Origin of the sequence: Sphingomonas fucosidasi (genome assembly GCF_036663855.1) — a bacterium.
In the GTDB taxonomy this organism is placed as follows: Bacteria; Pseudomonadota; Alphaproteobacteria; order Sphingomonadales; family Sphingomonadaceae; genus Sphingomonas; species Sphingomonas faeni_B.
Genome location: NZ_JAXOJR010000003.1, coordinates 217,877 through 230,230, shown reverse-complemented (window position 1 = coordinate 230,230; position 12,354 = coordinate 217,877). Strand labels below are relative to the sequence as shown.

13 protein-coding genes and 1 pseudogene are annotated in these 12,354 nt (G+C 63.0%); 10 read left to right on the top strand and 4 right to left on the bottom strand.

Translation table 11 applies throughout. The features are described from left to right. Window positions 1-3: 3 nt before the first annotated feature. Genes U1737_RS07560 through U1737_RS07550 form a run of 3 tightly spaced genes read left to right on the top strand, consistent with a single transcriptional unit; the run spans window position 4 to window position 4,486 of the window. The gene (locus tag U1737_RS07560; RefSeq protein WP_332796236.1) at window positions 4-933 is read left to right on the top strand and encodes a formylglycine-generating enzyme family protein; all 930 of its coding nucleotides are present in this window, start codon (window positions 4-6) and stop codon (window positions 931-933) included. Then, window positions 930-2,591 (top strand): sulfatase family protein, encoded by a 1,662-nt coding sequence (locus U1737_RS07555; RefSeq protein WP_443027097.1) that lies wholly within the window; start codon window positions 930-932, stop codon window positions 2,589-2,591. The genes U1737_RS07560 and U1737_RS07555 overlap by 4 nt, the downstream gene beginning before the upstream one ends. Continuing rightward, window positions 2,588-4,486: a sulfatase-like hydrolase/transferase gene (locus U1737_RS07550; RefSeq protein WP_332796235.1), complete on the top strand. Its 1,899-nt coding sequence runs from the start codon at window positions 2,588-2,590 to the stop codon at window positions 4,484-4,486. The genes U1737_RS07555 and U1737_RS07550 overlap by 4 nt, the downstream gene beginning before the upstream one ends. On the opposite strand, the gene U1737_RS07545 is transcribed toward U1737_RS07550, so the two are convergent. The 3 genes and pseudogenes from U1737_RS07545 to U1737_RS20680 all read right to left on the bottom strand — a co-directional run. Then, a complete protein-coding gene (locus U1737_RS07545) occupies window positions 4,406-4,789 on the bottom strand; it encodes a hypothetical protein (protein ID WP_332796234.1) in 384 nt (127 codons plus the stop codon). The two genes, U1737_RS07550 and U1737_RS07545, sit on opposite strands and share 81 nt — an antisense overlap. Window positions 4,790-4,830: 41 nt before the next feature. After that, window positions 4,831-5,178, bottom strand: coding sequence for an integrase core domain-containing protein (locus tag U1737_RS20685; RefSeq protein ID WP_443027096.1), 348 nt, complete (start codon window positions 5,176-5,178; stop codon window positions 4,831-4,833). A 186-nt stretch (window positions 5,179-5,364) separates the two neighbouring features. After that, window positions 5,365-5,565 (bottom strand): annotated as a pseudogene (locus tag U1737_RS20680) (IS3 family transposase); the annotation flags it as partial. 48 nt (window positions 5,566-5,613) lie between these two features. Between U1737_RS20680 and U1737_RS20675 the strand changes: the two are divergent. Next, window positions 5,614-5,970 (top strand): hypothetical protein, encoded by a 357-nt coding sequence (locus tag U1737_RS20675; RefSeq protein ID WP_443027095.1) that lies wholly within the window; start codon window positions 5,614-5,616, stop codon window positions 5,968-5,970. Between the two features lie 994 nt (window positions 5,971-6,964). Further along, window positions 6,965-7,351, top strand: coding sequence for a fumarylacetoacetate hydrolase family protein (locus U1737_RS07535; RefSeq protein ID WP_332796402.1), 387 nt, complete (start codon window positions 6,965-6,967; stop codon window positions 7,349-7,351). On the opposite strand, the gene U1737_RS07530 is transcribed toward U1737_RS07535, so the two are convergent. Next, a complete protein-coding gene (locus tag U1737_RS07530) occupies window positions 7,348-8,526 on the bottom strand; it encodes a helix-turn-helix domain-containing protein (RefSeq protein WP_332796233.1) in 1,179 nt (392 codons plus the stop codon). The two genes, U1737_RS07535 and U1737_RS07530, sit on opposite strands and share 4 nt — an antisense overlap. Here U1737_RS07530 and pobA point away from each other — a divergent pair. The 5 genes from pobA to pcaG are packed head-to-tail and all read left to right on the top strand — an operon-like array spanning window position 8,413 to window position 12,349. Then, a complete protein-coding gene (gene pobA / locus U1737_RS07525; RefSeq protein WP_332796401.1) occupies window positions 8,413-9,537 on the top strand; it encodes a 4-hydroxybenzoate 3-monooxygenase in 1,125 nt (374 codons plus the stop codon). The genes U1737_RS07530 and pobA overlap by 114 nt on opposite strands. Continuing rightward, complete coding sequence (locus U1737_RS07520) at window positions 9,534-10,244, top strand: CoA transferase subunit A (RefSeq protein WP_332796232.1); 711 nt, start codon at window positions 9,534-9,536, stop codon at window positions 10,242-10,244. Before pobA ends, U1737_RS07520 begins: the two co-directional genes overlap by 4 nt. Then, window positions 10,241-10,921: a 3-oxoacid CoA-transferase subunit B gene (locus U1737_RS07515; protein WP_332796231.1), complete on the top strand. Its 681-nt coding sequence runs from the start codon at window positions 10,241-10,243 to the stop codon at window positions 10,919-10,921. Before U1737_RS07520 ends, U1737_RS07515 begins: the two co-directional genes overlap by 4 nt. Continuing rightward, window positions 10,918-11,634 carry a protocatechuate 3,4-dioxygenase subunit beta gene (pcaH, locus tag U1737_RS07510; RefSeq protein ID WP_332796230.1) on the top strand — a complete coding sequence of 239 codons (717 nt, stop codon included), beginning with the start codon at window positions 10,918-10,920 and terminating at the stop codon, window positions 11,632-11,634. Before U1737_RS07515 ends, pcaH begins: the two co-directional genes overlap by 4 nt. Beyond that, entirely contained in the window at window positions 11,624-12,349 is a 726-nt protein-coding gene (gene pcaG / locus U1737_RS07505) for a protocatechuate 3,4-dioxygenase subunit alpha (RefSeq protein WP_332796229.1), read from the top strand. The genes pcaH and pcaG overlap by 11 nt, the downstream gene beginning before the upstream one ends. Window positions 12,350-12,354 lie beyond the last annotated feature (5 nt).

Here is a 12,354-nt window from a genome sequence, read left to right as displayed (position 1 = left end):
GCGATGCACCCTCTGCCCGGCGGCCGTTTCACGATGGGGTCGGACCGCTTCTATCCGGAGGAGGCACCGGTGCGCCTGGTACGGGTCGGAGCGTTCCGGATGGACGAAGCCCCAGTCAGCAACCGCGCTTTCGCCGATTTCGTCGCAAGCACCGGCTATTGCACGCTGGCAGAACGGCCGCTCGATCCCGCGGACTATCCCGGCCTGTCGCCGGAGACGATGCGCGCCGGCTCGCTTGTCTTCCGCCGCACCCCCGGTCCGGTCAATCTCGGCGAAGTCCATCGCTGGTGGGAGTTCGCTTATGGGGCCGACTGGCGCCACCCCCACGGCCCCGACAGCAACCTCGACGACCTCTGGGACCATCCGGTCGTCCACGTCGCCTGGCAGGATGCCGAGGCCTATGCGGTCTGGGCGGGCAAGGCGCTGCCGACCGAGGCCGAATGGGAATATGCCGCCCGCGGCGGGCTGGAGGGGGCCGATTATGCCTGGGGCGACGAGCTTGCACCTGACGGGGCGATGCTCGCCAACTACTGGCAGGGCAATTTCCCGTACGCCAACCAGTTGCTCGACGGGTGGGAGCGCACCTCGCCGATCGGCAGCTATCCCGCAAACGGCTACGGGTTGGTCGACATGATCGGCAACGTCTGGGAGTGGACGACCGACTGGTGGTCCCTGCCGCAAGTGCCAAAAAAGGCGTTCAAGGGGGCATGCTGCGTTCCTGCCGATCCCCGCGGGGGGGCGGAGCGGACTAGCCGCGATCCCGCCATGCCGCAGGTGCGGATCGGTCGCAAGGTGCTGAAGGGTGGCTCGCACCTGTGCGCGTCGAACTATTGTTGCCGCTATCGCCCCGCCGCCCGCCATCCCCAGGCGATCGACAGCGCGACGAGCCACATCGGCTTCCGCTGCGTTATCCGTGAAAAGGACCATAGATGAATCGTGTCTCGTTCCCGCGTGCCGTCGTCCTGTCCGCCTGCGCGCTGCTGTCGATGCCCGTCTGGGCAAAGACCCAGGCACCGCCCGCACCCGCCCTGCCGAAGAACATCGTGTTCGTGCTGGTTGACGACCTGCGCTATGACGCGATGGGTTTCCTGACCAAGGGGTTGCAGACGCCCAATATCGACCATCTCGCGAAGAACGGCGTCTATTTCCCCAATGCGGTCGTTACCTCGTCTCTGTGTTCGCCAAGCCGGGCGACGATTCTGACGGGCCAGAGCGCGCGGAACCACGGCGTCATCGACAACAACAATTCGTCCGAGAAAGGCCTCGTCTTCTTCCCCAGCTATCTTCAACAGGCGGGCTACCAGACCGGCTTCTTCGGCAAATGGCACATGGGCAACGACACCGACGCTCCGCGTGCCGGGTTCGACAAATGGGTCAGCTTCAAGGGGCAGGGCACCTATTTTCCGACCGAGCAGCTCTCGCCGCAACAGGTCGCGGCCGGCCAGCGCCAGATGCTCAACGTCGACGGTCGCGCGGTGAAACGTACCGGCTATATCACCGACGAACTGACCGATTATGCGATGGGCTGGCTGGAGAAAGAACGTGATCCGTCGAAGCCCTTCTTCCTGTACCTCAGTCACAAGGCGGTCCATTCCGACCCGCTGCCGCCCGACCGGTACAAAGACCTGTATCGCGACCTGCCGATCGCTTTGCCCGCCAGCATGGCAAACACGCCCGAAAACAATTTAGGCAAGCCTATGTGGGTGCGCAACCAGCGCAACAGCTGGCACGGCGCGGACTTTCCCTATCACACCGACCGCGATCTCAGGGAGCAGGTCCGCGACATCTATCGCACGCTGTCGCCGGTCGACGAAAGTCTGGGCCGTATCCTGGCCTATCTCAGAAAGGCGGGAATCGAGAAGGACACGATGATCGTGTTCTATTCGGACAACGGCTTCCTGTTCGGCGATCACGGACTGATCGACAAGCGCAACGCCTATGAACCGTCGGTGCGCGTGCCGATGGTGGTGTATGCGCCGGGCATGGTGCCGAGGGGCGTGACCAATCCTGCGGTGGTCCGAAATCTCGATCTTGCGCCGACCTTCCTCGATGTCGCGCATGTCCCGGAGCCCAAGCAGATGGAAGGTCGCAGCTGGCTGGCACTGGCCGAGGGCAAGGTGACGCCGGCCGATTGGAAGCCCGGTGACTTCGTCTACGAATATTATTGGGAATGGACCTTCCCAATGACGCCGACGACCTTCGCGATCGAACGCGACCGGGTGAAGTACATCCAATACCACGGCGTGTGGGATATCGAGGAGCTTTACGACCTTGATCGGGACCCGGGCGAGATGCACAACCTCATCGACGATCCCGCCTATCTGAGTCGGAAAATCGCGCTGCGCCACGCGCTGTTTGCTCAGCTTGGCAATACGCAGGGTCGTCATGTCGTGCCCTATACCGAAAAGACTAGTTCGGGCGTGACGTGGCGCGCTGTTGATGGGCCGCACGCGGCGGACTTTCCGCCGGGATGGTACAGGCGGCCAAACCTGCCGTCCAAGATGAACGACATCTTTCCGGACAGCATCGCCAAGGCCGCGGCATCCGCCGCAGACAAATCGTTTGTTCCGAACCGGGGTACGCAGAAGTGACCAAGCATCAACCAACCCGCCGCCATATCCTCACTGGTGCCGGGGCCGCCGCGACGCTGGCCGCGACCGCCCGTGCGCAGACGGGCAGGGGGCCGCGGCCGAACATCCTCTGGGTGGTCAGTGAGGACAATAACCCGCTGATCGGAGCCTATGGCGATACCCTGGCACATACGCCGAACATCGATGCCCTGGCGCGATCGGGGATCCTCTACCGCAACGTCTATTCCAACGCCCCGGTCTGCGCGCCGTCACGGTTCGGCATCCTGACCGGCGTTTATCCGGAAAGCTGCGCGCCCGCGAACCACATGCGCGCCGAGGCGAAGCTTCCGGCGATGCTGCGCACCTATCCCGAATATCTGCGGCAGTCGGGCTATCATTGCAGCAACAACGCCAAGACTGACTATAATTGCGACGTCGATCCGCGGCGCATCTGGGACACGCAGGGTCCGACAGCGCACTGGCGCGGCCGGCCCGCGGGGAAGCCGTTTATGGCGGTCTTCAACTACATGACGACGCACGAATCGATGCTGTTCAAGCCGACGCCGGGGCGGGTCGGCCCGGCCGACGTGCAACTGCCGGCCTATCTGCCCGATACGCCCGGGATCCGGCAGGACTACGCTAGTTACTATAACCTCATCGAGGCGATGGACGCGCAGGTCGGTGCCCGGCTGGCCGAACTCGAAGCCGACGGGCTCGCCGACGACACGATCGTCTTCTATTATTCTGACAATGGCGGCGTGCTGCCGCGGTCCAAGCGCTATTGCTACGACGAGGGACTTCGCTGCGCGCTGATCGTGCGGGTGCCGCCGAAATGGGCGCACCTCGCCCCATCCGTACCGGGGTCGACGGTGACCGCGCCGGTCAGCTTCATCGACCTGGCACCGACGCTGCTGTCGGTCGCCGGAGTGCCCAAGCCCGCGACGATGGCAGGTACCGCCTTCCTCGGACATAACGCTGGCGCGCCGCAGCGTTATGCGTTCGGCATGCGCAACCGGATGGACGAGCGCTATGATTTCGTCCGCACGGTGACCGACGGGCGCTATCGCTACATCCGCAACTACATGCCGCATCGTCCCTGCGGACAGAACCAAGCCTTCGCCTGGCTCGCCAGGGGCTATCAGGACTGGGATCGGCTGCACCGGGCGGGGCAGCTCGACGCGGTGCAGGACCGGTTCTTCCGACCGCGGGCGTTCGAGGAGTTCTACGATCTTGCGACCGACCCCGACGAGGTGAACAGCCTCGTCGGTAATCCGGCGCAGATACCGCGTATGGTCGCGATGCGCCGTGCGCTCGACGCCCACATGATCGCGATTCACGACAACGGCTTTATCCCCGAAGGCGATCCGGCGGAGGGCTGGTTGCCAAGCCGGGCGGCTGGCGCGTATCCGCTAAAGACGGTAATGGCGCTCGGCGCGGCGGCGGCGCGGCGCGACCCACGCAAGCTGGCGCTGTTTCGGACAAGGCTCGGGCACGCCAACGGGATCATCCGCTATTGGGCAGCGACCGGGTTACTCGTGCTGGGTACGCGCGCTGCCGATGCCGCGCCCGACCTGCGCCGCGCGATGGAGGCCGATCCGTCGCCTCAGGTACGCATTGTCGCGGCAGAGGCACTGGCCGGGCTCAGCGAGCCCCAGCGGGCGGTAGCGGTGCTGGCAGACTTCCTCTCCCCGTCGCATCCGACGCCAGTGCGGCTCCAAGCGATCAACGCGCTGACCTATGTATCCGACGCGCGCGCCGCCCTGCCCGCCATTCGTGCCGCCGCGAACGATGAGCAGGAATATCTTCGCAACGCGGGCGCGTATCTCACCGCCATTCTAGACGGCCGCTACGACCCTGCGGTTCCCCTGTTCGATCTCGATCGCATGCGCCGACGAATGGCTAATGGCGGCGGCTAACTCAACGGGCTTGTGGCTCGGCGCAGCGCACTTCGGCGAAGTGGCTTCGTGCTTCTTCACGCGCGCAGTACCCTGCGTGGACCGGTCGCCGCGAGGCGTCGCGGTCGGAAGCTTTGCTGCCTCATTGCGATGCTCGTAGAGCATGTATGCGTCGACCTTGGAGATGATCTCATTACCTCCAAGGTCGACGAAGTCGTCTACGGCTGCCTCGTATTCCAGCGTTGATGCGGCCGAGGCGTATAAGCGAACGAGTTCGCGCCGGTGTCGCGCGCGGCGATCGCGGTGGTCGATGGCGTCGAGCACGAGGGATCCGCCTGCCTCCGGGCCGGTTCGCCGTACCGCGATCACCGCATCCTTGAGGCGGAGCCGGAACCCGCCAAGCAGCGCCTCCTCCTGGTTCGATGGAAGCAGGAGGTCGCAAAGGCCGCGCGCAGCGAGCGTGTTCGCGAGGTGAACGATCGTGCGGCTTGCCAGGTACCGGGGATATGCCGGCTCCCGGCGCCTAAACCGTCGAAGCGCACAACCGCGTGCGTGTCGCTCAGCCGGTCGGCCAAGCGACCATTAGGGCTTTCGACGAAGCCATGCTGCTGCGGCTTTCCCGGCGCAATGTGGTGCCACTCGACCCCGGTGTTCTGGCACCAGGTGAGAACGGCGTGATTGGTTAGCTCGGTCCCGTTGTCACTGACCACCATGCACAGCAGCCCACGACGTTCGGCGAAGGCAGTCAGATCGCGGACGACCTGGCGGCCTGACAGCGAAGTGTCGACGATACACGCCAGGCATTACCGGCTGTAATCGTCAACGACGTTGAGCAAGCGGAGCCGCCGGCCGCAGGCCAGGGCATCCGACACAAAGTCGAACGACCAGCGCTGGTTGGGCTACTGTGGTATGGTCATCGGCGCCTGCGGTCCCAGCGCTCGCTTGCGACCGCGACGCTTGCGCACTGTCAGTCGCTCCTCGCGATACAGCCAGTAAACCTTCTTCAGGCTCATGCTTTCTCCCTCACGCTTGAGCATGATCGCCAACCGCCGGTAGCCGAACCGACGACGCTCTTTGGCGATCTCGCGCGTCCGCACGCGGACAGCATCGTCCTTTCCGCGAAGTGCTCATATTGCCACGGCGACCGGTTGACCCCGATCAGCCTGCAGGCGCGACGCTCGGAGAAGCCGTGGTCGGCCATCAGCTTCTCCACCGCAGCATGGCGCTCTGCAAACCAGGTCAGTTTTTTCAGCAGATCCTTCAGCGCCGAAACGTCCAGCACCGCCTCTGCCAGCAGCTTCTTCAATCGTCAGTTCTCACCCTCCAGCGTTCGCAACCGCGCCGCCGCTGACACCGTCAACCGTGAATTGACCGGACGTTTGTTCCTGGACGGGCAGATCGCCAAAGTAGTCATTGATGGCAATGTCGCGACCCCCGAAGGGTTATTCGTCCGTCTTGAAGTCACGGGCACGGCTGATCTCCAATATGGGAAAATCGACTTCTAGCGCGCCTCACGAGCACTCGCTTGTACGCTTATCCCTGCGGCCAGACGAGTTGTCCTTGGAACGTTAAAATGATCTGACGCCAGGGATCCTGACTAAGCGTTCCGGCCGTCGAAATGGCACCAACGGGGTGATTGCAGCGTAATTGAGCGATTTCAGGCAAGTGACAGGACTCGGCGTCAGCTAGCGTCACTACGCGACCAGCCAACGGCGTGAGTTGGTCGCGAGCTGTCGGCTGGGGGGTGTGGCTTCAACGAGACCTAGTCGCTGCTCACTTTCCAGAACCTGCCGACCGTAATCGGCCGCATACCGTGATTTGCCGGCGAGCCATGCGAGGTCATGCGATGTGCTTTGTAGGTATACCCTACCGGACGACATCGATTTCAGACTGTCAGCGCACTCAATGAACATGTCTAAATGGCGTATCCTGTTGAGACACTTTGAGACAGAGTGCGGCCTTGAAAACTATCCAAGCGGTGCGAAAGGTCAGGCAGGCTGATCTGTCCTGCAATCCGTTATCTGTTCGTCTCGCGGGCAGTCTGCTATCCCTCTTAACGTCCAAAAATGGACGAGGAAACCGTCGCATCGGGGTGTCGTCGAAAGCACGAAGAAGATTGCGCCGTGGGAGGAAAGGCCGCCCGACGCCAGTTTTTCCGGCGTCCAATCTCCTAACGCGGTCCTGCCGGATATGCTCTACCTTCAGGTTCTTTACCTTTACTTTTTTCCCTTCCGACCGGCGGGAACCTTCAATTGAATGCCAAGGGCTAGGCAGGATCTGTCCAACCCGCGTTCAAATTTCCCATTTTAGAACGACGGCATCGATTTCGAAGGTGAGTTCGGTGTCATTACCGGTAACGTGCCAATGGGATGCACGGCAAATGATGCGCTGGCAGACGTGCAGCTCATCGTCCTTATCAACGATTGGTCGCTGAGTGCCATTGCGCCGATGGAAATGAAGACCGGTTTTGGCCGGGTCTAGGCCAAGCCGGCGTGCTCGCTGGCACCCTTCGCGGTGACGTCGGACGCTTTTAGGAGAGCTTGGGAAGAAGGTCGCGTCCACCTGCCACCCACAGTCGAGGTCAACGGGGGCTGGTTGGGCAATCCGTCCGGCAGTGGCATGTTGTTCGGATTTCACGAGTTGATCGAGCATGCGGCGCGAACTCGTGATCTCCCCGCAGGCACGATCAATGGCTCAGTCACCGTCTCGAATCCGGAGCATGCGAGCGTAGGTTCGACCTGCATTTCGGAAAAGCGCGCCATCGGTGTGATCGAGGAGCGCACGCCTAGGCCATTCCTCCATTTCGGGGACCATGTTCGCATGTCGGCCGGGTCGGCATTTGGGGCGATCGATCAAAGTGTCGTCGAGCTGCATTCAGAACGCTAAGACTGTCTGGGCTGTCGCCGATATTGCGTGGGGGACTGACCGGAGTTCCGCGAGAAGAAGCGCGTGAAGTACGCGGGATCAGCGAACCCGAGCGCATAGCCAATTTCCGCTACCGACAAGTTAGAATAGAGCAGCGAGCGTCGAGCTTCGAGAATGGCGCGCTGGTCGAGCATGGCCCCAGGCGAACGACCAGCAATACGGCTACAGGCCATGCGCAGGCTGGTCTCACTAGTGCCAAGCGCGCTGGCATGCACAGCGATGCTCTCGCGTAGACGGAAGCGATTTTCGATCTGAGCGCGAAAGCGAGCGACCAGTCCCGCATATTGGCCGGGATCAGGCGTGACGACGGTGCCACTGGCAGGCAGCATTCGCAAAACGACAACAAGCATCGCCAGCAGGGCTGCCTCCACCGCGACGTGATGGCCTTTGGCGGACCAAGCGAGTTCCTGTCGCAGCGTTGACATGCAGTAGGAGAGCCGCGTGACTGCGGCTTCGTCCGGCGTCAGCGACTGCGGCCGATCGAACACCGGCGCGAGATCCGGGTGACGTGTGATCAGATCCTTGAGATGCGTCCGGGCCAGCGTCAGTACCGAACCAGAAGACTCGCTGGTCCAGCCAAAACCGTGGACCACGCCCGCCGGGATCAACAGCAGTGCAGGTGCATCGAAGCACATCGGGGCGTCTTCCGCCTGCATCGACCCGCCGCCCGACGTGATCAGGAACATCTGTACCAGATCAGCGTGGGCGTGTGGACGAATCGTCCATTCGCTCGGCCGAGAACGGTCGTCTAACTGTTCGACGTGGACGAACCCGTCATCAACCGCACGGTGGGGTTCGCCGTACAAGTAGAAGCTCGGAATCGTCTGGATGGACATGTCGCCAATCATACCACTTCCGTTGAAAGATCCAATTGTTCGGCTGGTGATGGCATGGTCCGCGAGGCCGTGCCTGGGCAGTTTCTGATGAGGGCGGATTGAACCGTCATCGAGAGGATGGAAGACAAGGTGCGCACTCAGGTTGCGATCATTGGCGCTGGACCGGCGGGCATGTTCCTTGCTCATTTGCTGCGGCGCAACAGCATCGACGCAGTAGTCTTGGAGCGGCGTGACCGCGCCTACGTAGAAGGACGCGTAAGGGCGGGCGTGCTTGAGCAAGTCACCGTCGACCTGATGCATCGTCTAGGTTTGGCCAATCGCCTAAGACGGAAAGGACTGGTCCACGGCGGCACCAATCTGGCATTGGACGGCCGACTCTTCCGCATCGACATGGAAGCGTTAACGGGCGGATCGACTGTTACCGTTTACGGTCAGCAGGAAGTCATGCGCGACCTGTTTAACGCGGCGGAGGCTAACGACCTGCCGATCGTGTGGAACGCTGCGGACGTTACGCTAGACGGACTCGACGGGGAGCGGGCGTCCGTGTCGTGGCTGGCGGGCGGCGTGCGACACACAATGGATTGCGATTATGTCGTCGGCTGCGACGGCTATCGCGGCGTAAGTCGCGGCGCGATCCCGGCAGACGTCATCAAGACGTTCGAGCGCGTTTATCCCTTCGGCTGGCTCGGCATTCTCGCGGACGTGCCGCCGGTCGATCATGAACTCATCTATGCTAACCATGAACGCGGTTTCGCGCTGGCCTCGATGCGCTCCGCCACGCGCAGCCGCTATTATGTGCAGTGCGCGCTAGACGACGACATCGCCGACTGGTCCGACGATCGCTTCTGGGACGAACTGTGCCTGCGACTTGGCCCAGAGCTTGGCGCGAAGGTGACGCGTGGCCCGTCCTTCGAAAAGTCGATCGCGCCGCTCCGTTCGTTCGTGACCGAGCCGATGCGCTGGGGGCGGCTGTTCCTTGCGGGCGACGCGGCGCACATCGTTCCGCCGACCGGTGCGAAGGGAATGAACTTGGCTGTGTCGGACGTGACGATGCTCGCCAAGGCGCTGGTCGAGAAATACGACGATCGATCGGACGCCGGGATCGACGGCTACTCCGCCCGCGCACTCGCCCGCGTCTGGAAGGCGGAGCGGTTCTCGTGGTGGTTCACGTCCGTCACGCACCGGTTTCCGACGATGGACGGGTTCGATCGCCGGATCCAGATCGCCGAACTCGATTACATCCGCGGTTCCGAGGCAGCGCAGCGGTCGCTGGCCGAGAATTACGTCGGACTTCCCCTGGAGGCAGCATGAAGAGCAAGATCTACGACAGCCCGGCAAGCGCGCTCGACGGTGTGCTGTTCGACGGCATGACCGTTATGTCGGGTGGCTTCGGACTATCGGGTAACCCCGAAAGCCTGATCCCGGAAATTCGTGCTGCCGGCGTCACGGGTTTGACCGTAATTTCCAACAATGCGGGCGCGGACGGGTTCGGCCTGTGGATGCTGCTGGAAAGTCGCCAGATCGCGAAGATGATCTCGTCCTATGTCGGTGAGAACAAGCTATTCGAGCAGCAGTATCTGAGCGGTGAACTGGAACTGGAACTGACGCCGCAAGGGACGCTTGCCGAGCGCATTCGCGCGGGCGGCGCGGGCATACCGGCATTCTACACGAAGACCGGCGTCGGCACGGTCGTCGCCGAGGGCAAGCCGGTCGAGACCTTCGACGGCGAGGAGTATGTCCGCGAGACGTGGCTGAAGGCGGACCTGTCGATCATCAAGGCGTGGCGGGCGGATCCCGCGGGCAATTTGATGTTTCGCAAGACCGCGCGCAACTTCAACCCCAACATGGCGACCGCGGGCCAGGCGACGGTCGTCGAGGTCGAGGAGATCGTCGAGGCGGGCGCGTTCGACCCTGACTGCATCCATGTGCCCGGCATCTATGTCGACCGCATCGTCCTGTCGACGATCAACGAAAAGCGCATCGAGAAGCTGACCGTGCGCCAGCGGGAGACGGCATGATGGCCGATCAGATCAGAGGCTGGACCAGGGAACAGATGGCCGCGCGTGCCGCACGCGAATTGCAGGACGGCTTTTACGTCAATCTCGGCATCGGCATTCCAACCCTGGTCGCGAACTATATTCCGGACGACGTGAACGTCACGCTGCAGTCGGAAAACGGCATGCTCGGGATGGGGCCATTCTCGTACGAGGGCGAGGCCGATCCCGACCTGATCAACGCGGGCAAGCAGACGATCACCGCGCTGCCGACGTCCAGCTTCTTTTCGAGCGCGGACAGCTTTGCGATGATCCGCGGCGGGCATATCGACATGGCGGTACTCGGCGCGATGGAGGTCGCCGCCGCGGGCGACATCGCCAACTGGACGATTCCGGGCAAGATGGTGAAGGGGATGGGCGGCGCGATGGACCTGGTCGCCGGTGTCCGCAAAGTCGTGGTCGTGATGGATCACGCCAACAAGGCGGGCGAGCCCAAGATCCTGGAGGCGTGTACGCTGCCGCTGACAGGCAAGGGCGTGGTCGACCTGATCGTCACCGACCTGTGCGTGCTCGCCTGCGACAAGAAGGCGGGCGGTCTGACGCTGGTCGAACTGGCGCCGGGCGTAACGCTGGACGAGGTACGGACGAAGACCGGTGCGGCGTTCGACGCGGGCGCCTTCGAGCAGGAGAATGCAGCATGACCGACGTGATCGCTTATTCGGCGGAGGAGGCGGGGCTGTCGCCTTCGCTGCATCCCGACTATCGCTCGACGGTCGATCGCAGCCCGCGCCAACCGCTGATCGCAATCCCGCCGACGCTGACCGAGACGACCGGTCCCAGCGCGTGGGATCGCCTCATGGTGGGACACTCCGGGATCGACCTGACCGCGCAGCATCCGGGCGTGCCGCAAGGGCAGCGCATCATCGTCTCGGGGCGCGTGCTCGACGATCGCGCACGCCCGGTGGCCAACACCGTCATCGAGATCTGGCAGGCCAATGCCGCGGGGCGCTATGTCCATTCGGCGGATAATTGGGATGCGCCGCTCGACCCGAACTTTACCGGGGCAGGGCGGGTCGTCACCGATGACGAGGGGCGGTACAGCTATGTCACGATACGGCCCGGCGCGTACCCTTGGGGCAACCACATGAACGCGTGGCGGCCGGCGCACATCCACCTGTCGCTGTTCGGCCCCGCGTTTGCGACGCGGCTGGTGACGCAGATGTATTTCCCGGACGATCCTCTGATCGAGATCGATCCGATCGCCAACGCCATACCGATGCCCGCGCGCCAGCGGATGGTCGGGCGCTTCGATATCAAGAGCACTAAGCCTTCATGGGCACTCGGCTATCTGTTCGATATCGTCCTGAAGGGGCGCGACGAGACGCCGTTCGAGGATCACGACCATGACCATTGAGATCCCCGCTGAGATCCTCGCCGAGACTGCCGTCGAGGATCGCGAGACAGCGCTACGGATCGACAATCAGGATCCCGCCATTTTCGGGCAGACGCCGTGGCAGACGGTCGGGCCCTTCTTCCACTACGGCCTGCCGTGGAAAGGCGGCGCCGATCTCGTCGGCAAGTCCGACATGGGCGCGCGCACCGACCTGTTCGGCGAGAAGCATTATGTCCTTAATCTGTCATCGCCGACCGGCCCGCCCGAGGGCGAGGTGATCGAGATCGCGGGGCAGGTGTTTGATGCGAAGGGGGTGCCGATCCTCGATGCGATGATCGAGATATGGCAGGCCAACGCCGCCGGTCGCTATGCGTGCGTCGACGATCAACGGGAGACGGTGCCGATCGACCCGCATTTCATCGGCTTCGGCCGCACCTCGGTCGATGGGGACGGGATTTACCGGTTTCGCACCATTCGTCCGGGGCGTGTGCCGGGGCCGGGCAACACGCTGCAAGCGCCGCATCTGGCGGTGTCGGTGTTCGGGCGTGGGATCATCAAACGCCTCGCGACGCGGCTGTATTTCGCCGATGGCGAAGGTAATGACGAAGATCCGGTCTTGAGCGCTGTTCCGGAAGAGCGTCGCGGGACGCTGATTGCCCGCCGGCGTGACGATGGGCGCTGGTGGTTCGACATCCGGCTGCAAGGCGATGCAGAGACGGTCTTCTTTACGATATGATCACG